The sequence below is a fragment of the Streptococcus parasanguinis genome (assembly GCF_031582885.1).
GTDB lineage: Bacteria > Bacillota > Bacilli > Lactobacillales > Streptococcaceae > Streptococcus > Streptococcus parasanguinis_M.
This window is the reverse complement of sequence record NZ_CP133988.1, coordinates 1,807,331-1,826,744: the sequence shown is the minus strand read 5'-3', so window position 1 is coordinate 1,826,744 and position 19,414 is coordinate 1,807,331. Positions and strand designations below refer to the sequence as shown.

Here is a 19,414-nt window from a genome sequence, read left to right as displayed (position 1 = left end):
GGTGTGAATTTTGGCGATTAACGCACAAGAAATCAGCGCTTTAATTAAGCAACAAATTGAAAATTTCAAGCCAAACTTTGACGTCACTGAGACAGGTGTTGTAACCTACATTGGTGACGGGATTGCCCGTGCTCATGGTCTTGAAAATGCCATGAGTGGTGAGTTGTTGATCTTTGAAAATGGCTCATACGGGATGGCCCAAAACTTAGAGACAACGGATGTCGGTATCATCATCTTGGGTGATTTCACGGATATTCGTGAAGGAGACTCTGTCCGTCGTACAGGTAAAATCATGGAAGTCCCTGCAGGGGATGCCTTGATTGGTCGGGTTGTCAACCCACTTGGCCAACCAGTAGATGGTTTGGGTGAGATTGTGACAGATAAATTCCGTCCAGTCGAAACACCAGCTCCTGGTGTTATGCAACGGAAATCTGTCTCAGAACCCCTACAAACTGGTTTGAAAGCCATTGATGCCCTTGTTCCAATCGGACGTGGTCAACGGGAATTGATCATCGGGGACCGTCAAACAGGGAAAACTTCGATTGCTATCGATACCATCTTGAACCAAAAGGGTCAAGACATGATCTGTATCTATGTGGCGATTGGTCAAAAAGAATCAACAGTTCGTACGCAAGTAGAAACTCTTCGTAAATACGGAGCCATGGATTATACGATTGTGGTAACCGCTTCGGCTTCTCAACCGTCTCCATTGCTTTACTTGGCACCTTATGCCGGTGTTGCCATGGCAGAAGAGTTCATGTATAACGGTAAACACGTTTTGATCGTCTATGATGATTTGTCAAAACAAGCCGTAGCCTACCGTGAATTGTCCCTTCTTCTTCGTCGTCCACCAGGACGTGAAGCCTTCCCAGGGGATGTCTTCTATCTCCACAGCCGTTTGTTGGAACGTTCAGCTAAAGTTTCAGATGAATTGGGTGGTGGCTCTATTACAGCCCTTCCAATCATTGAAACCCAAGCAGGAGATATTTCTGCTTATATCGCAACCAACGTGATTTCGATCACAGATGGACAAATCTTCTTGCAAGATAGTTTGTTCAATGCTGGTATTCGTCCAGCCATTGATGCAGGTTCTTCTGTATCCCGTGTAGGGGGAGCTGCCCAAATCAAGGCTATGAAGAAAGTTGCAGGTACCCTTCGTATCGACCTTGCTTCCTACCGTGAATTGGAAGCCTTCACGAAATTTGGTAGTGACCTGGATGCTGCGACTCAAGCGAAATTGAACCGTGGTCGCCGAACAGTTGAAGTCTTGAAACAACCCGTTCATGAACCATTAACAGTTGAAAAACAAGTCGTGATCTTGTATGCCTTGACTCATGGTTTCTTAGATAGTGTTCCAGTAGACGACATTCTTCGTTTCCAAGAAGAGTTGTTTGATTACTTTGAAGCACATTATAACCAAATCTTTGAGACGATTCGTTCGACACATGATCTTCCAGCAGAAGAAGAACTGGATGCAGCCCTTACAGAATTTGTCAACCAGTCAAATTTCAAATAGAAATAGGAGTGGAAGATGGCAGTTTCATTAAATGATATAAAAAATAAAATTGCATCCACTAAAAATACCAGTCAAATTACCAATGCCATGCAGATGGTGTCTGCTGCTAAACTTGGGAAATCTGAGCAAGCAGCCAAGGATTTTCAGGTTTATGCCGCTAAGGTACGTAAGTTACTAACTGACTTGCTCCATGGACATGAAACTGAGAATGCCAAGTTCCATCCTATGTTGGTGAGTCGGCCGGTAAAAAAGACAGCTTATATCGTGATTACATCCGATCGTGGTTTGGTCGGAGGTTACAATGCCTCCATCCTTAAAACCATGATGGAAATGAAGGCTGAATACCATCCAACTGGAGATGACTTTGAAGTGATCTGTATTGGAAGTGTCGGTGCGGATTTCTTCCGTGCCCGTGGGATTCAGCCGGTTTATGAATTGCGTGGTTTGCCTGATCATCCTAGCTTTAAGGAAGTTCGCAAGATCATTTCGAAAACAGTCCAAATGTATCAGGAAGGCTTGTTTGATGAGTTGTACGTCTGTTACAACCACCACGTTAACAGTTTAACTAGCCAAATGCGGGTGGAACAAATGCTTCCAATTATTGATTTGGACCCCAATGAAGCGGATGAGGACTATGTATTGAATCTAGAATTGGAATCTAGTCGAGATGCCATCTTGGATCAATTGCTTCCTCAATTTGCTGAAAGCATGATCTATGGTGCCATTATTGATGCTAAAACAGCTGAAAATGCTGCTGGGATGATGGCCATGCAAACTGCAACAGACAATGCCAAGAAAGTCATTGATGAATTAACGATTCAATACAACCGTGCTCGTCAAGCAGCGATTACACAAGAAATTACTGAAATCGTTGCTGGTGCTAGCGCCCTTGAATAGTTGTCGGATACAATTTTATATACAAAAACAGATGCTCGAAAGAGAACTTTTGAGCAGTAGAAATTACTTAGAATAGGAGAATGACATGAGTTTAGGCAAAATTTCTCAGGTCGTAGGTCCCGTCGTAGACGTTGCCTTTTCCGTTGGAGATAAACTTCCTGAGATCAATAATGCGCTTGTAGTCTATAAAAATGACCAACAAAAATCAAAAGTCGTTCTTGAAGTAGCTTTGGAACTTGGTGATGGGGTCGTACGGACCATTGCCATGGAATCAACTGATGGTTTAACACGTGGAATGGAAGTCTTGGACACTGGTCGTCCAATCTCTGTTCCTGTCGGAAAAGAAACCTTGGGACGTGTCTTCAATGTTCTTGGAGATACCATTGACTTGGATCAACCTTTTGCTGAGGATGCTCCTCGTGACTCCATCCACAAAAAAGCTCCATCCTTTGACGAGCTCTCTACTTCAGAAGAAATTCTTGAAACAGGGATCAAGGTTATTGACCTCTTAGCCCCTTATTTGAAAGGTGGGAAGGTCGGACTCTTCGGTGGTGCCGGAGTTGGGAAGACCGTCTTGATTCAAGAATTAATCCATAATATTGCCCAAGAACACGGTGGTATTTCTGTATTTACCGGTGTTGGGGAACGGACACGTGAAGGGAATGACCTTTACTGGGAAATGAAAGAATCTGGCGTTATTGAAAAAACAGCCATGGTCTTTGGACAAATGAATGAGCCACCTGGAGCACGGATGCGTGTTGCTTTGACTGGTTTGACCATTGCGGAATACTTCCGTGATGTCGAAGGTCAGGACGTTCTCTTGTTTATCGACAATATCTTCCGTTTCACTCAAGCCGGATCTGAAGTATCAGCCCTTTTGGGACGGATGCCATCAGCCGTTGGTTACCAACCTACTTTGGCAACTGAAATGGGTCAATTGCAAGAACGGATTACGTCAACGAAGAAAGGTTCTGTTACATCGATCCAAGCCATCTATGTGCCAGCCGATGACTATACAGACCCAGCGCCAGCAACCGCTTTTGCTCACTTGGATTCAACCACCAACTTGGAACGTAAATTGGTACAATTGGGGATCTACCCTGCGGTGGATCCATTGGCATCAAGCTCACGTGCCCTTTCTCCAGAAATCGTAGGAGAAGAACACTATGCAGTAGCTTCTGAAGTCAAACGCGTCCTTCAACGTTACCATGAATTGCAAGATATCATTGCGATCTTGGGGATGGATGAATTGTCTGACGAAGAAAAGACCTTGGTTGCTCGTGCTCGCCGGATCCAATTCTTCTTGTCACAAAACTTCAACGTTGCGGAACAATTTACGGGTCAACCTGGTTCTTATGTACCAGTTGGAGAAACTGTTCGTGGCTTTAAAGAAATTTTGGATGGGAAATATGACCATCTTCCTGAAGATGCCTTCCGTGGTGTTGGATCGATCGAAGATGTGATCGCCAAAGCTGAAAAAATGGGATTCTAAGAAGAGGTGAAAGATGAGTCAAATGAACGTCCAAATCGTTACACCGGATGGACTGGTTTATGATCATCATGCCGCATTTGTATCTGTCAAGACAATTGATGGTGAATTAGGGATTTTACCTCATCATATCAATACCATTGCGGTTTTGGCTGTAGACCAAGTAAAGGTTCGTCGTGTCGACGATGACAAACATATTGATTGGATTGCAGTCAATGGTGGGATTATCGAAGTAGCTGATAATGTCATTACCATTGTTGCCGATTCTGCCGAACGTGCTCGAGATATCGACATTAGTCGTGCAGAACGTGCCAAACTGCGAGCTGAAAAAGCGATTGAAGAAGCCAAAGATCAGCATTCGGTTGATATGGAACGTCGTGCTAAAATTGCTCTTCAACGCGCCATTAACCGGATTAATGTCGGAAATCGTTTATAAGATATTCAAAATAAGGTGGAGGTCTTGTCCTCACCTTATTTTTGTTGGGAGAGAATCAAAAGAAGAAAGTACGGACCAAATATGGTATAATAGCTGTATGATTCAAATGATTTTTAATCTTTCAAGCCATCTATTGTTTATCTTTTTTGCCTATTACCTATTGATGAACTTGGTTCAATGGGAAAAGTTTTTAAAAGTAAGTGCTGAAAATGCAGTTAAAATCCGTTTTTTGATCTTGATGATCAGCGTTGGAATAGGCTATCTAGCAAGCTCATTTTTTATTAGTGTCTATGAGATGAGTCGGCAGATTTTTATTGGCCAATTCTAGCCACATTTTATAAAAAATATGGTATGATAGAAAGCGTGACTTTAAGAAATAGGAGAACAATCCCGTATGGAAAAAATAATCGTTAATGGTGGTCATAATCGACTGGTTGGAACCGTTAAAATCGAAGGAGCAAAAAATGCTGTCCTTCCTCTTCTTGCTGCAACAGTTCTAGCAAGCGAGGGCGTGACAACCTTGAAAAATGTACCTGTGTTATCAGATGTCTTTACAATGAACAATGTTGTTCGTGGTTTGAATGCACAAGTAACCTTCAATGAAGAAGAAAATACAGTTGTTGTAGATGCGCAAGCAAAATTATCAGAGGAAGCGCCTTATAAATATGTGAGTAAGATGCGGGCTTCTATCGTTGTCTTGGGTCCTGTCTTGGCACGGAATGGCCATGCCAAAGTTTCCATGCCTGGTGGCTGTACGATCGGGAGTCGTCCGATTGACCTCCACTTGAAAGGGCTGAAAGCTATGGGAGCTGAAATCACCCAAACAGCTGGCTATATTGAAGCAAAAGCAGAACGTCTCAAGGGAGCACACATTTATATGGACTTCCCATCAGTAGGTGCGACACAAAATATTATGATGGCCGCAACCTTGGCAGATGGAGTCACTGTGATTGAAAATGCAGCTCGAGAACCTGAAATTGTTGACCTAGCTCTCTTGCTCAATAAAATGGGGGCTAATGTCAAGGGTGCAGGAACTGAGACCTTGACCATTGTTGGTGTGGAAAGCTTGCATGGTGCAAACCACAATGTTGTGCAAGACCGCATCGAAGCTGGAACTTTTATGATTGGGGCAGCCATGACTGGTGGAGATGTCTTGATCGAAGATGCCATTTGGGAACACAACCGCCCGCTTCTATCTAAGATGCAGGAGATGGGGGTGACGGTAACCGAAGAAGAAAATGGAATTCGGATTCAATCGGATATCAGTAAGCTCCGTCCAGTGACCGTTAAAACCCTTCCGTATCCAGGATTCCCAACCGATATGCAGGCTCAATTCACAGCCTTGATGGCCATGGCTAAAGGTGAGTCTACCATGATTGAAACGGTCTTTGAGAATCGCTTCCAGCATTTGGAAGAAATGCGTCGGATGGGCGTTCACTCAGACATTATGCGGGATACAGCTCGCATCGTTGGAGGGGAAAGCTTCCAAGGTGCAGAGGTCATGTCGACCGATTTACGAGCTAGTGCAACCTTGGTCTTGATGGGCTTGGTAGCAGAAGGAGAGACGAAAGTCAGCAAATTAAGTCACTTAGATCGTGGTTATTATCAATTCCATGAGAAATTGGTGGCATTAGGTGCAGACGTGAAACGTGTAGAGGAAGAAGACGATGAAAACTAATCTTCGCTATGTTGGAAAACAGCTAGGAATTGTCCTCCTGTTGGCTGTGATTGGAATCATCATTTTTGCAGTTGGTTTGGTCATTGGCTATGGAGTGATTGGCGATGGAAAAAATCCATGGTCCATCCTCTCTCCGGACACTTGGTCAGAGATCATTGGAAAGCTAACAGGCAAATAAGCTTTTAACTAAAATTGAGTAAAAAGGAGAGCAGCGAATCGAGTCAATGACCCATCTAGCGCTGCTCTTTTTTGGAGAGAGATATGGCAAAACAAACAGTAAGCAAACGAACCAAACAAACCCTAGCAGGTTTTGTGGTGGCAACGGCCCTAGCTATTGGGGGCTATTATTTTAATCAACCGACGGTAAAAGAAGCGACAGATCGGGTTGTTTCGGTGGTGACTAGTAGCCAACAAGAAACACCTAGTAAAGAGTTAGCTAGCTCTGTACTAACGAAATCTGCCCGTTCACAATTAGGGAATGACTTGGAATGGAATGGTGCTGGAGCCTTTGTAGTTAAGGGAAATCGAACAGATCTAGATGCCAGTGTGGCTAGTCAACCCTATGCGGATAACAAGACAAAAGAAGTGAATGGAAAGACCGTACCGACGGTTGCGAACGCTATTATGACCAAGGCGACTCGCCAGTACAGAGATCGAGATGCAACAGGTAGTGGCCTAACCGATTGGAAACCAGCAGGTTGGCATCAGGTCCATCATCTGTCAGGCGAGTATGACCATGCTGTGGATCGGGGCCACCTATTGGGCTATGCCTTGATCGGTAATCTCAAAGGTTTCGATGCTTCGACGAGCAATCCCAAAAATATCGCTGTACAAACGGCTTGGTCCAATCAAGCCAATGACCCTCATTCCACCGGTCAAAACTACTATGAGACCCTGGTCCGAAAAGCACTGGATAAGAACAAGCGGATCCGCTATCGGGTCACCTCGATCTACAACCATCCAGAAGATCTGATTCCATTAGGATCACAGATCGAAGCCAAATCGAGTGATGGGACCCTTGAGTTCAATGTCTTTGTTCCCAATGTTCAAAGTGGGATTAGCCTGGATTATCAGACAGGAAAAGTAACCGTTCATCAATAAGCCAGAAAGCATGGCTATTTAAGTTATTTTTAAGAATGGAGTGTTACAATGGCATACCTTCTTTAAGAGAAAGGAGAATGTATGAGAACCATTTTTCGATTTTTCAGAGGAATCCTTCGCATGGCTTGGAGTCTTTTTTGGGGATTTTTCTGGACCATTGCCATCAGTTTTCTCGTTCTAGTGGGGATCATCTATTTCACAGATTCTCCTAGTTCTGGTATGGATGGGTTTGGACGAGCTGCCCAAAAGGTTGTCTATCAAGTCGGCAATTTATTTGGTGATAAGGGCTTTGCATCGCGCTTTGGGATGGCGCCTAGCTCACAGACCACGCAGACGGACAATCATGAGCATAGTGGCGCTCGCTGGGAAAAAGCGGAGGCTACGGTCTATTTGGATCCCAATATCAGTCAAACTTTTGTAAAAGCTTATCGGGATGCTATTGAGGCTTGGAACCAAACAGGCGCCTTTACCTTCAAGTTGGTTACAAATGAAAAAGAGGCTAATGTGGTTTTGACAGAAATGGATAACGCATCCGTTTCTGCTGCAGGAGAGACTGCCTCTCAGACCAACCTCTTAACCAACCGCTTCACCCACATCACAGTGCGTCTCAATCGCCATTATCTTTTAAATTATGTCTATAACTACAGTTATGATCGGATTGTCAATACAGCTGAGCATGAGCTAGGCCATGCCATTGGGCTGGACCACACTGATGGAGAATCGGTCATGCAACCGGCTGGCTCCTTCTACAGTATCCAGGATACAGATGTGGAAGCAGTCCGACAATTGTACAAGGAAGAATAAAATACAATTTATCATTGAAAAGTTCTGGGCCCCAAGGGCTCAGGATTTTTTTGATGGCTCGTCTTTCCTTGTTTAATCTGAAAAAAGATAGTAAAATAGGGACATGATTATTTTACAAGCCAACAAAATTGAACGCTCTTTTGCAGGGGAGGTTCTTTTTGATAATATCAGCCTGCAGGTGGATGAACGGGACCGGATTGCCCTGGTCGGAAAGAACGGAGCCGGTAAGTCAACACTCTTAAAAATCTTGGTGGGAGAAGAAGAGCCGACTTCTGGGGAAATCAATAAAAAGCGGGACCTTTCTCTCTCTTATTTAGCCCAGGATAGTCGATTTGAGTCGTCCAATACTATCTACGATGAGATGCTCCATGTCTTTGACGATCTCAGAAAGACCGAGAAAACCTTGCGGCAGATGGAGCTTGCGATGGGGGAAAAAACTGGGGCTGACTTAGAAAAACTCATGCAGGATTATGACCGTCTATCAGAAGAATTCCGTCAGGCTGGTGGCTTTACCTATGAGGCAGATATCCGCGCCATTCTCAACGGCTTTAAGTTTGATGAGTCCATGTGGCAGATGAAGATTGAAGAGCTGTCTGGTGGGCAAAATACCCGTCTAGCTCTGGCCAAGATGCTTCTAGAAAAACCAAATCTCTTGGTACTGGACGAGCCGACCAACCACTTGGATATTGAGACCATTGCCTGGTTGGAAAACTATCTGGTCAATTATAGTGGGGCCCTTCTCATTGTCAGCCACGACCGGTATTTCCTAGATAAGGTCGCAACTATTACCTTGGATTTGACCAAGCATTCCTTGGACCGCTATGTCGGCAATTACTCCAGCTTTGTGGAGCAAAAGGAGCAAAAACTGCTGACCGAAGCCAAGAACTACGAGAAGCAACAAAAAGAAATTGCGGCGCTGGAAGACTTTGTTAATCGTAATTTGGTGAGGGCGTCGACTACCAAGCGGGCCCAGTCTCGGCGCAAGCAGTTGGAAAAAATGGAGCGCCTAGACAAGCCAGAAGCTGGAACTAAGTCAGCCCATATGACCTTCCATTCTGATAAGACATCGGGGAATGTCGTCTTGACAGTAGAAGAGGCAGCCGTCGGCTATGACGATCAAATCCTGTCAGAGCCTATTAATTTGGATATCCGCAAGATGAATGCGGTCGCTATTGTAGGACCAAATGGGATCGGGAAATCTACTCTTATTAAGTCTATTGTCGGGCAGATTCCTTTTATCAAGGGAGAAGCTCGTTTTGGGGCCAATGTCGAGGTAGGCTACTATGACCAGACTCAGAGTAAGCTAACCCATCACAACAGTGTCTTGGATGAGCTCTGGAATGACTTTAAACTGACACCAGAAGTGGAGATCCGCAATCGCCTGGGAGCCTTTCTTTTCTCTGGGGATGATGTTAAGAAAACCGTCGGCATGCTGTCAGGTGGAGAGCGGGCGCGTCTGCTCTTGGCCAAGCTGTCCATGGAGAATAACAATTTCTTGATTCTCGACGAGCCGACTAACCACTTGGACATCGATAGCAAGGAAGTGCTGGAAAATGCCTTGATTGATTTTGATGGGACCTTGCTCTTTGTCAGTCACGACCGTTACTTTATCAATCGGGTGGCTACACAGGTCTTGGAACTGTCAGAAGAGGGCTCAACTCTTTACCTAGGCGACTATGACTATTATCTGGAGAAAAAAGCTGAGTTAGAAGCCCTAGCTGCAGCACAAGCAGAAGCTTTGCCTGTTTCTTCTACGGAGGAAGTCACCAGCAATGACTATCACCTGCAAAAGCAAAACCAGAAGGAACTCCGGAAAATCACCCGTCGCATTGAGCAATTGGAAGCAGAGATGGAAGAGCTGGACCAGAAAATCCAAGACATCACCGAAACCATGCATAGCACCAACGATGCAGCTGACTTGGTTCAACTGCAAAGCGAGCTGGATCAACTAACTGCCCAGCAGGAAGCGGTCATGGAAGAGTGGGCAGAACTGTCAGAGCAGGTGGAATAGATGGAAGATCTTGGAAAAGTTTTTCGTGAATTTCGAATCAGTAAGAATTGTTCGTTAAAAGAAGCTGCGGGCCACTAATGACGCCGGCGAACACATGGAGAGCCAGTAGCAAATCGACCAGCTGACCGCCGCCCAAGAAGAAGCCATGCTAGAATGGGAAGAACTAGCGCAGTAAGTATAGTTTTCTAATTTGTATAAGGAGAACATTATGGCGACTGAAAATGATTGGTTTATGAAGCAGGTTAAAGGTGTAGCCAACATGATTGGTACAACTTTGCGCCTACAGATTCAAAATTTAGATTTGGGGCAGTATGAGGATGAGGAAGGAAGGCTCATCAACGGGGCTCACTATCTTCAGCAAGTTCTAGAAGAGCAGCGCTTTGCAGAGGCCATTTCTTTTGTTGAAGAGCAGATGAAACGCCTACCTCTTCATCAGTATGATCTATTGGTTGATTGGCTGATTTCCTACTTAAGACAATTAGATGTTTCCGTGAAAGAAGATCAAGGATTCTACGAAGGGTACTTGCAAGAGTTAGAAAGGCACTTAAAGGAATTTAAGTGGTAATCAAATGGAAGATTTAGGCAAAGTTTTTCGTGAATTTCGAATCAGTAAAAATTATTCGTTGAAAGAAGCTGCAGGAGAGGCCTGCTCGACCTCCCAATTATCCCGTTTTGAATTGGGGGAGTCGGATCTGGCTGCTTCGCGCTTCTTTGACATTTTGGACAATATCCATGTGACGATTGAGAATTTTATGGATAAGGCCAGAAATTTTCAACACCATGAGCATGTCGCTTTGATGGCCCAGATTATTCCACTTTACTATTCAAATGATATTGCAGGTTTTCAAAAGCTTCAAAGAGAACAACTTGAAAAAGCCAAACATTCCACCAATCCCCTCTATTTTGAGCTGAACTGGATCCTGCTACAAGGCCTGATTTGCCAGAGAGATGCCAGCTACACGATGAAGCAACCTGATCTGGATAAGGTGGCGGATTACCTCTTTCAAACGGAAGAATGGACCATGTATGAGTTGATCCTCTTTGGCAATCTCTACAGCTTTTATGATGTGGACTATGTCACACGGCTTGGGAGAGAAGTGATGGAGCGTGAAGATTTCTACAAAGAAATTGGTCGCCATCGAAAACTGGTCTTGATTCTAGCTCTGAATTGCTACCAGCATTGTTTAGAACACCGTTCTTTTGAAAACGCCAGCTATTTTGAAGCCTATGTAGAAAAGATTATCGGCAAGAGCATCAAGCTCTACGAACGCAATGTCTTTCATTATCTCAAGGGATTTGCCCTCTATCAAAAGGGGCAAACAGAAGAAGGGCGGCAGCAAATGCAGGAAGCCATGCATATTTTTGACGTGCTGGGACTGCCGGAGCAGGTGGCCTATTATCAAGAACACTTTGATAAATTTGTAAAAAATGAATGTTCCTAATAGGACAGTGATAAAGGAGATTTTATGAACCGACATGCGGTCCAATTAATTAGTCGTGGAGCTATTAACAAAATTGGAAATATGCTCTATGATTATGGGAATAGTGTCTGGCTGGCCTCGATGGGGACTATAGGAAAGACGGTATTAGGGATCTATCAGATTTCTGAGTTAGTGACAGGGATTCTCGTGAATCCTTTTGGAGGAGTGATTTCAGACCGTTTTTCTCGTCGCAAGATTTTGATGACGACCGACTTGGTTTGTGGACTCCTTTGTTTGGCGATTTCTTTTATCACAAATGATAGCTTGATGATTGCGGCTCTTATTTTTGCCAATATTGTTCAGGCCATTGCCTTTGGTTTTTCTCGACCTGCCAATAAAGCCATTATTACCGAGGTAGTAGAGAAAGAAGAGATTGTGACCTATAACGCTCACTTGGAGTTAGTCTTACAGGTTGTTAGTGTCTGTTCACCTGTTTTTTCTTTCCTAGTTCTACAATTTGCCAGTCTTCATATGACCCTCTTATTAGATGCACTGACCTTTTTCATTGCTTTTGTCCTAGTGGCTTTCCTTCCGAAAGAAGAAGCTAAGGTGCAAGAGAGGAAACAGTTTACCGGGAAAGATATTTTTTCTGATATCAAGGAGGGGTTAGACTATATCTGGCATCAGAAAGAGATTTTCTTTCTCTTGTTGGTGGCTTCCGGCGTTAATTTCTTTTTTGCGGCTTTTGAGTTTTTACTTCCATTTTCCAATCGACTCTACGGGGGCAAGGGGGCTTATGCGACCATCTTAACATTGGGAGCTATTGGATCTATTCTAGGAGCACTTGTTGCCAATAAAATTACATCAAGTATGAAAATTCTCCTGTTTTTACTTATCATGGCAGGTGTAGGAGTGTTCATAATGGGCTTGCCTCTTCCGACTTATCTTTCCTTTTCGGGAAATCTGGTCTGTGAATTTTTTGTGACCATTTTCGACATCCACGTTTTTACTCAAGTGCAAACCAAGGTGGAAGATGATTATCTAGGTAGAGCCTTGAGTACGATTTATACTTTGGCTGTTCTCTTTATGCCCATCGCCAAAGGTTTGATGACTTGGTTGCCAAGTGTCCGAGTAGAATCCTTTCTCCTGATTGGAGCTGGAGTTATTCTCTTTTCACTCTTGGCTCAGCTACTAGCTAAGCAGCTTCAATCAAAAGAACAGTAGATATCCTTTTATAAAATTGTAACTTATTGTTTTTCCCAAATAAGGGACAAAATAAAAACCTCTTTCATGAACTGATACAATAGTTTCAGAAAATGAAGGAGGTTTTTTTGATGAATCGATATGCAGTCCAATTAATTGCTCGTGGGGCGATCAATAGAATGGGAAATATGCTCTATGATTATGGGAACAGTGTCTGGCTGGCCTCGATGGGGACGGTGGGAAAGACGGTATTGGGGATCTATCAGATTTCTGAACTCGTCACCTCCATTCTAGTCAATCCATTTGGTGGCGTGATCTCAGACCGTTTTTCTCGTCGCAAGATTTTGATGACGACCGACCTGGTGTGTGGTCTCCTTTGTTTGGCGATTTCTTTTATCAGGAACGATCGTTGGATGATTGGAGCTTTGATCTTTGCTAATATTGTTCAGGCCATTGCCTTTGCATTTTCTCGTACGGCTAACAAAGCCATTATCACTGAGGTCGTAGAGAAGGACGAGATTGTGACCTATAATGCCCGCTTGGAGTTGGTCTTACAGGTTGTCGGTGTTAGCTCACCTGTGTTCTCTTTCCTTGTTTTACAATTTGCCAGTCTCCATGCGACCCTCTTACTGGATGCACTGACCTTTTTCATCGCCTTTGTCCTAGTGGCATTCCTTCCGAAAGAAGAAGCCAAAGTTCAAGAAAAGAAACGGTTCACAGGAAAAGATATTTTTTCGGACATCAAGGATGGACTGCACTATATCTGGCATCAGAAAGAAATTTTCTTTCTCCTCTTGGTGGCTTCCAGTGTCAATTTCTTCTTTGCAGCTTTTGAGTTTTTACTCCCATTTTCCAATCGGCTCTACGGGGTCAAAGAAGCCTATGCAACTATCTTAACCTTGGGCGCTATAGGCTCAATCATCGGAGCTCTCATAGCCAATAAATTTAAATCCAGCATGGAGATGCTTTTATTCTTATTGATTCTAACAGGAGTAGGGGTCTTCATGATGGGCTTGCCCCTTCCACCTCTTCTTTCCTTTTCTGGAAATTTAGTTTGTGAACTCTTTATGACGATTTTTAATATCCACTTTTTTACCCAAGTGCAAACCAAGGTGGAAGGAGACTATCTGGGCAGGGTCTTAAGCACGATTTTTACCCTAGCCATTCTCTTTATGCCGGTGGCTAAAGGTTTGATGACCTGGTTACCAAGTGTTCGAGTAGAATCCTTTCTCCTGATAGGAGCTGGCGTCATTCTCTTTTCACTCCTAGCTCAAGTAGTCGCCAAGAAATTACAAGCAAAAGAAGGTACGTCAGCATGAAAAAAGCACCAATCGGTGCTTTTTAGTTGTTTTCTTTTTTTTCTGTCTTGATTTCTTTCTTTTCTTCTTCCAGTTGCTTTTGAGTGTTTTTGAGTTCTTTTTTTAGGGAGAAGCCCTTTGAAAAATTAACCAAGGTCATGACGAATGCACCCAAGAGGACACAGAGCAAGATCAGAATGATCAAGGGTAATTTAAATTGAATCAAGAGGAAATTCACAGTGACCGTTTGCATATTTGCAAGGGAAATACCAGCAATCAATAAGATGGAAAGTAATAAAGCAATGTAGTGTAGATTATTTTTGTTCATCATTATCTCCTTATTGTTCAGTCGGTGCCTTGCTTTTCACATCAGCGTATTCTTCCGGCTGCTCTAGGCTTAGAATCTCCTCATAAGCCGGTAGGGAAAGGTCCTTGCCATATTTATTTTTTAAGGCAGTGCTCACCAAGCGATAGGCCAAATTGGCATTTCGGGACAAGATAGGGCCGTGGAAGTAGCTGCCAAAGACGTTCTTGTAATGAACCCCTTCGCACCCATCTTCTTTGTTGTTCCCATTTCCATAGACTACCTTGCCCAGCGGTTTTTCATCCTCAGCCAAGAAGGTCCGACCTTGGTGGTTTTCAAAACCATAATAGGTTTCGTTAAATTCTTCGTTATGGATCTTGATATCACCGATATAGCGGTTGTTGACTTGGTTGAGCGTATAGTGGCCCATAATACCGAGCCCTTCAATGCGTTTGCCAGAAGCTTCAATGTAGTACTGACCCAGAAGCTGAAAGCCACCACAGATAGCAAGGACCACACCATCGTCATCAATAAAGCGTGCAAGGTCTTCTTTTTTATCTGGAAGATCTTCTGATACAATGGTCTGTTCGTAGTCTTGTCCGCCGCCGAAAAAGGCGATATCGTAGGCATCAGGATCGAACCGGTCTTTGAGAGAGACGATATCAACAGTGACATGGGCTCCAAGCTTTTCCGCAACGTACTTGAGCATGAGGATATTTCCATTGTCCCCATAGGTATTCATTAAGTTGCCATAGAGATGGGCAATGCGCAGGCTGTAGGGATACTGTGCCTGATCAGAAGATTCTAGGGAAGTATATATCATTAGTGCATCTCCTTTTCAATCAGGTGTTCTTGGGCCAAGAGTTCACGAAATTCTAGCATGGCTGTATAGGTAGCTAAAATGTAAGCGTGAGGGGTTTCCTGTTGCTGGATACGTTGGAAGACCTCTTTTAATTCAGCCATTTCAGTGATCTTTTCTGCAGGATAGCTAGTGACCCGAAGTCGTCGAGCAATCTCAGAGTGGCGCACTCCGCCAGCATTGATCTCTGGGATGTCCATCTGGGTGATTTGCTCAAAGTCGGCATCCCAAATCCAGCTGGTGTCGATCCCATCTGCATAATTCGCGTTGAGAAGCACAGACAAGCTGAAGGAATACGGCGCTAGTTTGATCATTTCAATAGCCTGAGTAGCTCCAACTGGATTTTTGATCAGGACTAGGGTACATTCCTTATCCCCAATCTTAAAGGTTTCCTGACGACCGAAGACAGCGCGGCTGCGATCAAATCCTTGCTTAATCACTTCAGGTTGAACCCCAAAGAATCCAGCAACGGAAACAGCTGCTAAGGCATTATAGATGTTGTAGAGACCACCGATATTGATGTGGTAGTCTTGGCCTTGGATCCGGAATTGGGAAGAGCGATGGGTTAAAGACAGTAAGTCGGACACGGCATAAGTCAGAGGAGGCCGGTGGAACCCACAGTGTTCACAAACATAGTCACCAAGGTTAGCATAGGTATTGAGCTTGTACTTGAGAATGTTGTGGCAATGCGGGCACAGGATTCCTTCGGTATTGTAATGGGCTAGTTGTGGCTCTGATTTTTCTGTATCAAATCCGTAATATTGGATCGGATTGGATAAGGTCTGACTATTAAAGAGCGGACTATCTCCATTTAACAGAACCGTCGCAGTTGGGACCTTGTGAATGGCATCCAAAATCATTTGGTAGGTTGTATAGATCTCTCCATAGCGGTCCATCTGATCCCGGAAAATATTGGTGACCACAAAAAGGCTGGGCTGGATATAATCACAAATCCGAGAGAGGCTGGCCTCGTCAATTTCAAGTACCGCGATCGGTCGATTTGATTTCGAATGCTTAGCTCGTAAGAAGGTCGTTGTAATCCCAGAGATCATATTGGCCCCACTTGGATTGGTTAAAATCGGTCCAAACGCTTCTTGGAGAATACCTACGGTTAGTGCAGTGGTCAGGGTTTTTCCGTTTGTCCCTGTAATCACAACAATCTCATAGTTTTTGGCCAGTTGTCTGAGAATATCTTTATCAAATTTGAGGGCTACTTTACCTGGTAGGGTTGATCCCCGCCCCATTTTTTGTAGAATAGAGCCGGCAAGCTTTCCTGCCAGAAGGCCCAAGGTTGTATTTATCTTCATAAATCATATTTTATCATAAAAAGCGTCAGAAGGTTACAGAAAAATCTGTTGAAACATGTTATAATAAGGTGATGTCTTTTAGAGAAGTGGTAGGTATGAGAATATGAATATTCAACAGTTTACAAATCCACAATTTTGGACCAGTTTGTTCCCGAATTGGTGGAGTATTGTTATCAATATCATCGATATTGCCCTGGTGGCTTGGTTGTTGTATTTTTTGATCAAGGCCATCGTAGGGACTAAGATCATGATTTTGGTTCGTGGAGTTATTATCTTTTTCTTGGTGCAGTTTTTAGCCAATTTCTTAGGGCTCACGACTATTTCATGGCTGATCAATCAAGTGATTACTTATGGGGTTATCGCCCTGGTTGTGATTTTCTCCCCTGAGATTCGGATTGGTTTAGAGCGTCTGGGTCGAGCAACAGAATTCTTTACGACGAGTGAAGTCAGTCAGGAAGAGAAGATGCTGCAGGCTTATGTTAAGGCAGTAGCTTATATGAGCCCACGTAAGATTGGTGCCTTGGTAGCCATTCAAGGAGCTAGAACTCTTCAGGAATATATTTCCACAGGGATTCCTCTAGATGCAGATATTTCAGGAGAATTGCTGATTAATATCTTCATTCCTAATACTCCTTTGCATGATGGAGCCGTCATTGTCCGCAATGATAAAATCGCTGTTTCTTGTGCCTACCTGCCCTTGACCGAAAATACTGGAATTTCAAAAGAGTTCGGAACGCGTCACCGCGCGGCTATTGGTTTATCTGAAGTCTCTGATGCCTTTACCTTTGTGGTATCAGAAGAAACGGGCGGGATCTCTGTGACCTATAATGGAACCTTCCGACATGATTTATCCTTAGAAGAGTTCGAGGCAGAATTGAGAGCCTTCCTGGTTCCTGAAGAGAATAAAACGACTAGTTGGAAAGAGCGTCTATTTGGGAGGGTAACAAAATGAGATCGAAAAAAGAATTTCTTTATGTTTTTGCCTCCGTCTTATTGTCCTTTATCTTGTTTATCAATGCATCTTCCTTTAATTTTCAAAATAATAGCAGCGCTAGGCAAGTGAGTTCAGAGACCTACACCAATACCTTGACCAATATTCCAATTGATGCCAAGTATAATGACAAGAAATATTTTGTCAGTGGATTGACATCTGAGGTAACAGTCTTTCTAAAGGGTTCAAACCGGGTCGCACTTGCAAGTGAGATGCAACCGGGAACTAGGAAGTTTCGCGTGGTAGCGGATCTTCGTAAGGTCAAGGAAGGTACCGTTGAAGTGCCGTTGATTGTGGAAGATCTTCCAGCTGGTTTGACAGCAACCGTAGAGCCTCAGAAAGTTTCTGTAAAAATCGGTAAGAAAGCGAAAAAATCGTTTGCAGTTAGAGCCACGATCCCGGATAATCAAATTGTGGATGGAATTACGGTAACGGATATTTCTCTTGAAAAAACTAAGGTGGAAGTGACGAGTGATCAAGAAACCTTAAGTCGTATTGATCATGTCCAAGCTGTCTTCCCATCCAGTGAGATCATCAGTGGAAATTATAGCGGAGCCATTTCCTTAAATGCAGTGGATGCTCAAGGAAATATTCTACCAGGCTTGGTTAATCCGAGTGAAACACGGATTCAAGTGACTACAAAGAGTAGCTCGTCTACGTCAAGCTCTAGCAGTTCGTCGTCGACCTCTTCCAGTTCAAGTAATTAGAAAGTAAAAAGGTAATCAAAAATGGGTAAATATTTTGGAACGGACGGTGTCCGTGGAGAAGCAAATGTAGAATTAACGCCAGAATTAGCCTTTAAGTTGGGTCGTTTCGGTGGTTATGTGTTGAGCCAACATGAAGAAGAAACACCTTTGGTATTTGTTGGACGTGATACGCGTATTTCTGGTGAAATGCTGGAGCATGCTTTGATCGCTGGCCTCTTATCAGTTGGGATTCGCGTTTATAAGTTGGGTGTGATTGCCACGCCAGGTGTTGCCTATCTGGTTCGTACGGAAAAAGCCAGCGCCGGCGTTATGATTTCTGCTAGCCACAATCCAGCCTTGGACAATGGAATCAAATTCTTTGGTGGTGATGGTTTCAAATTGGATGATGATCGCGAGCTTGAAATTGAAGCCTTGCTTGATGCCGCTGAAGATACCCTTCCACGTCCAAGTGCGCAAGGTTTAGGAACAGTCATGGAATATCCGGAAGGCTTGCGTAAGTATCAAGAATTCCTTGTATCGACAGGTGTCCAACTCGAGGGCATGCACGTGGTTTTGGATACAGCAAATGGTGCAGCCTCTACCAGTGCTCGTCAAATCTTTGCAGATTTAGGAGCTCAATTGACTGTCATCGGTGAAAACCCAGATGGTTTGAACATCAATGATGGGGTTGGCTCTACTCACCCAGAGCACTTGCAAGAGAAAGTGAAAGAAGTAGGCGCAGCGATTGGTCTTGCCTTTGACGGAGATAGTGATCGCTTGATTGCAGTGGATGAAAATGGAGAAATCGTAGACGGGGATAAGATCATGTACATCATCGGTTCGTATTTTTCAAGCAAGGGCTTGCTCGAAAAAAATACGATCGTTACAACCGTCATGTCCAATCTCGGTTTCCACAAGGCATTAGATGCGAAGGGGATTCAAAAAGAAATCACAGCTGTTGGAGACCGTTATGTGGTCGAAGAAATGCGCAAATCTGGGTATAACCTTGGTGGGGAACAGTCCGGTCATGTAGTCATCATGGATTACAACACGACTGGTGATGGTCAATTAACAGGCGTTCAATTAACCAAAATCATGCAAGAAACCGGCAAAAAATTGTCTGAATTAGCTGCAGAAGTAACCATTTACCCACAAAAGCTTGTCAATATCCGGGTTGAAAATAGCATGAAAGACAAGGCAATGGAAGTACCCGCTATCCGTGAAATCATTGAAAAAATGGAAGCGGAAATGGCAGGAAATGGCCGCATCCTCGTGCGTCCAAGTGGAACTGAACCCCTCCTTCGTGTCATGGCAGAAGCTCCAACCCATGAAGAAGTGGACTACTATGTAGATACCATTGCTGCAGTTGTTCAAGCAGAAATCGGACTTTAACCTTGTAAAAAACATGGCTCG

General features: G+C 43.8%; 20 protein-coding genes and 1 pseudogene. 18 read left to right on the top strand and 3 right to left on the bottom strand.

What is annotated here, in order from left to right:
• Window positions 1-10 precede the first annotated feature (10 nt).
• The 15 genes and pseudogenes from atpA to RDV49_RS08750 all read left to right on the top strand — a co-directional run bounded on the left by atpA (window position 11) and on the right by RDV49_RS08750 (window position 13,875).
• Entirely contained in the window at window positions 11-1,516 is a 1,506-nt protein-coding gene (gene atpA / locus RDV49_RS08815; protein WP_003006447.1) for a F0F1 ATP synthase subunit alpha, read from the top strand.
• A gap of 15 nt (window positions 1,517-1,531) precedes the next feature.
• On the top strand, window positions 1,532-2,413 hold the full coding sequence (locus RDV49_RS08810) for a F0F1 ATP synthase subunit gamma (protein ID WP_003006449.1): 882 nt from the start codon (window positions 1,532-1,534) through the stop codon (window positions 2,411-2,413).
• 85 nt (window positions 2,414-2,498) lie between these two features.
• Complete coding sequence (atpD, locus tag RDV49_RS08805; protein WP_003006453.1) at window positions 2,499-3,905, top strand: F0F1 ATP synthase subunit beta; 1,407 nt, start codon at window positions 2,499-2,501, stop codon at window positions 3,903-3,905.
• 13 nt (window positions 3,906-3,918) lie between these two features.
• The gene (locus tag RDV49_RS08800) at window positions 3,919-4,338 is read left to right on the top strand and encodes a F0F1 ATP synthase subunit epsilon (RefSeq protein ID WP_003002471.1); all 420 of its coding nucleotides are present in this window, start codon (window positions 3,919-3,921) and stop codon (window positions 4,336-4,338) included.
• Window positions 4,339-4,435: 97 nt separating this feature from the next.
• Entirely contained in the window at window positions 4,436-4,666 is a 231-nt protein-coding gene (locus RDV49_RS08795; protein WP_003006458.1) for a DUF1146 family protein, read from the top strand.
• Between the two features lie 66 nt (window positions 4,667-4,732).
• Window positions 4,733-6,016 carry a UDP-N-acetylglucosamine 1-carboxyvinyltransferase gene (gene murA, locus RDV49_RS08790; protein WP_003006461.1) on the top strand — a complete coding sequence of 428 codons (1,284 nt, stop codon included), beginning with the start codon at window positions 4,733-4,735 and terminating at the stop codon, window positions 6,014-6,016.
• Complete coding sequence (locus RDV49_RS08785) at window positions 6,006-6,194, top strand: DNA-directed RNA polymerase subunit beta (RefSeq protein ID WP_003006464.1); 189 nt, start codon at window positions 6,006-6,008, stop codon at window positions 6,192-6,194. The genes murA and RDV49_RS08785 overlap by 11 nt, the downstream gene beginning before the upstream one ends.
• An 83-nt stretch (window positions 6,195-6,277) precedes the next feature.
• Window positions 6,278-7,117, top strand: coding sequence for a DNA/RNA non-specific endonuclease (locus tag RDV49_RS08780; RefSeq protein WP_003006470.1), 840 nt, complete (start codon window positions 6,278-6,280; stop codon window positions 7,115-7,117).
• 81 nt (window positions 7,118-7,198) lie between these two features.
• Window positions 7,199-7,921 (top strand): M57 family metalloprotease, encoded by a 723-nt coding sequence (locus RDV49_RS08775; RefSeq protein ID WP_003006472.1) that lies wholly within the window; start codon window positions 7,199-7,201, stop codon window positions 7,919-7,921.
• Between the two features lie 103 nt (window positions 7,922-8,024).
• Window positions 8,025-9,932, top strand: a complete 1,908-nt coding sequence (locus RDV49_RS08770) for an ABC-F family ATP-binding cassette domain-containing protein (RefSeq protein ID WP_003006475.1) — start codon at window positions 8,025-8,027, stop codon at window positions 9,930-9,932.
• Between the two features lie 64 nt (window positions 9,933-9,996).
• Window positions 9,997-10,107 (top strand): annotated as a pseudogene (locus RDV49_RS10440) (ATP-binding cassette domain-containing protein); the annotation flags it as partial.
• A gap of 33 nt (window positions 10,108-10,140) precedes the next feature.
• Window positions 10,141-10,497 carry a hypothetical protein gene (locus RDV49_RS08765; RefSeq protein WP_003006477.1) on the top strand — a complete coding sequence of 119 codons (357 nt, stop codon included), beginning with the start codon at window positions 10,141-10,143 and terminating at the stop codon, window positions 10,495-10,497.
• 4 nt (window positions 10,498-10,501) lie between these two features.
• Window positions 10,502-11,374, top strand: a complete 873-nt coding sequence (locus RDV49_RS08760) for an XRE/MutR family transcriptional regulator (RefSeq protein WP_003006480.1) — start codon at window positions 10,502-10,504, stop codon at window positions 11,372-11,374.
• Window positions 11,375-11,398: 24 nt separating this feature from the next.
• Window positions 11,399-12,577: an MFS transporter gene (locus RDV49_RS08755; protein ID WP_003006483.1), complete on the top strand. Its 1,179-nt coding sequence runs from the start codon at window positions 11,399-11,401 to the stop codon at window positions 12,575-12,577.
• 110 nt (window positions 12,578-12,687) lie between these two features.
• Window positions 12,688-13,875 carry an MFS transporter gene (locus RDV49_RS08750; protein ID WP_037607810.1) on the top strand — a complete coding sequence of 396 codons (1,188 nt, stop codon included), beginning with the start codon at window positions 12,688-12,690 and terminating at the stop codon, window positions 13,873-13,875.
• Between the two features lie 22 nt (window positions 13,876-13,897).
• Here the strand turns inward: RDV49_RS08750 and RDV49_RS08745 are convergent, their stop codons facing one another.
• The 3 genes from RDV49_RS08745 to murT are packed head-to-tail and all read right to left on the bottom strand — an operon-like array spanning window position 13,898 to window position 16,324.
• Entirely contained in the window at window positions 13,898-14,182 is a 285-nt protein-coding gene (locus tag RDV49_RS08745; protein ID WP_310744347.1) for a lipopolysaccharide assembly protein LapA domain-containing protein, read from the bottom strand.
• Between the two features lie 10 nt (window positions 14,183-14,192).
• Window positions 14,193-14,981: a lipid II isoglutaminyl synthase subunit GatD gene (gatD, locus tag RDV49_RS08740; RefSeq protein ID WP_003006492.1), complete on the bottom strand. Its 789-nt coding sequence runs from the start codon at window positions 14,979-14,981 to the stop codon at window positions 14,193-14,195.
• Entirely contained in the window at window positions 14,981-16,324 is a 1,344-nt protein-coding gene (gene murT / locus RDV49_RS08735; protein WP_003006494.1) for a lipid II isoglutaminyl synthase subunit MurT, read from the bottom strand. Before murT ends, gatD begins: the two co-directional genes overlap by 1 nt.
• A gap of 103 nt (window positions 16,325-16,427) precedes the next feature.
• Between murT and cdaA the strand changes: the two genes are divergently transcribed.
• From cdaA to glmM, 3 genes are read left to right on the top strand one after another with little or no spacing between them, the layout of a single operon-like run.
• Entirely contained in the window at window positions 16,428-17,276 is an 849-nt protein-coding gene (gene cdaA, locus RDV49_RS08730; protein WP_003006497.1) for a diadenylate cyclase CdaA, read from the top strand.
• A complete protein-coding gene (locus RDV49_RS08725; RefSeq protein ID WP_003006499.1) occupies window positions 17,273-18,022 on the top strand; it encodes a CdaR family protein in 750 nt (249 codons plus the stop codon). The genes cdaA and RDV49_RS08725 overlap by 4 nt, the downstream gene beginning before the upstream one ends.
• Before the next feature lie 21 nt (window positions 18,023-18,043).
• Window positions 18,044-19,393 (top strand): phosphoglucosamine mutase, encoded by a 1,350-nt coding sequence (glmM, locus tag RDV49_RS08720; protein WP_003006502.1) that lies wholly within the window; start codon window positions 18,044-18,046, stop codon window positions 19,391-19,393.
• Window positions 19,394-19,414: the final 21 nt, after the last annotated feature.

Excerpts from the sequence above, each read along its gene's own strand:
- gatD (WP_003006492.1), bottom strand. The coding sequence starts at position 14,981 with ATGATATATACTTCCCTAGAATCTTCTGATCAGGCACAGTATCCCTAC.
- RDV49_RS08745 (WP_310744347.1), bottom strand. The coding sequence starts at position 14,182 with ATGAACAAAAATAATCTACACTACATTGCTTTATTACTTTCCATCTTA.
- RDV49_RS08725 (WP_003006499.1), top strand. The coding sequence starts at position 17,273 with ATGAGATCGAAAAAAGAATTTCTTTATGTTTTTGCCTCCGTCTTATTG.
- RDV49_RS08775 (WP_003006472.1), top strand. The coding sequence starts at position 7,199 with ATGAGAACCATTTTTCGATTTTTCAGAGGAATCCTTCGCATGGCTTGG.
- RDV49_RS08755 (WP_003006483.1), top strand. The coding sequence starts at position 11,399 with ATGAACCGACATGCGGTCCAATTAATTAGTCGTGGAGCTATTAACAAA.
- glmM (WP_003006502.1), top strand. The coding sequence starts at position 18,044 with ATGGGTAAATATTTTGGAACGGACGGTGTCCGTGGAGAAGCAAATGTA.
- RDV49_RS08750 (WP_037607810.1), top strand. The coding sequence starts at position 12,688 with ATGAATCGATATGCAGTCCAATTAATTGCTCGTGGGGCGATCAATAGA.
- murT (WP_003006494.1), bottom strand. The coding sequence starts at position 16,324 with ATGAAGATAAATACAACCTTGGGCCTTCTGGCAGGAAAGCTTGCCGGC.
- murA (WP_003006461.1), top strand. The coding sequence starts at position 4,733 with ATGGAAAAAATAATCGTTAATGGTGGTCATAATCGACTGGTTGGAACC.
- RDV49_RS08800 (WP_003002471.1), top strand. The coding sequence starts at position 3,919 with ATGAGTCAAATGAACGTCCAAATCGTTACACCGGATGGACTGGTTTAT.
- RDV49_RS08810 (WP_003006449.1), top strand. The coding sequence starts at position 1,532 with ATGGCAGTTTCATTAAATGATATAAAAAATAAAATTGCATCCACTAAA.
- RDV49_RS08760 (WP_003006480.1), top strand. The coding sequence starts at position 10,502 with ATGGAAGATTTAGGCAAAGTTTTTCGTGAATTTCGAATCAGTAAAAAT.
- RDV49_RS08765 (WP_003006477.1), top strand. The coding sequence starts at position 10,141 with ATGGCGACTGAAAATGATTGGTTTATGAAGCAGGTTAAAGGTGTAGCC.
- RDV49_RS08795 (WP_003006458.1), top strand. The coding sequence starts at position 4,436 with ATGATTCAAATGATTTTTAATCTTTCAAGCCATCTATTGTTTATCTTT.
- RDV49_RS08785 (WP_003006464.1), top strand. The coding sequence starts at position 6,006 with ATGAAAACTAATCTTCGCTATGTTGGAAAACAGCTAGGAATTGTCCTC.
- cdaA (WP_003006497.1), top strand. The coding sequence starts at position 16,428 with ATGAATATTCAACAGTTTACAAATCCACAATTTTGGACCAGTTTGTTC.
- atpD (WP_003006453.1), top strand. The coding sequence starts at position 2,499 with ATGAGTTTAGGCAAAATTTCTCAGGTCGTAGGTCCCGTCGTAGACGTT.
- RDV49_RS08770 (WP_003006475.1), top strand. The coding sequence starts at position 8,025 with ATGATTATTTTACAAGCCAACAAAATTGAACGCTCTTTTGCAGGGGAG.
- RDV49_RS08780 (WP_003006470.1), top strand. The coding sequence starts at position 6,278 with ATGGCAAAACAAACAGTAAGCAAACGAACCAAACAAACCCTAGCAGGT.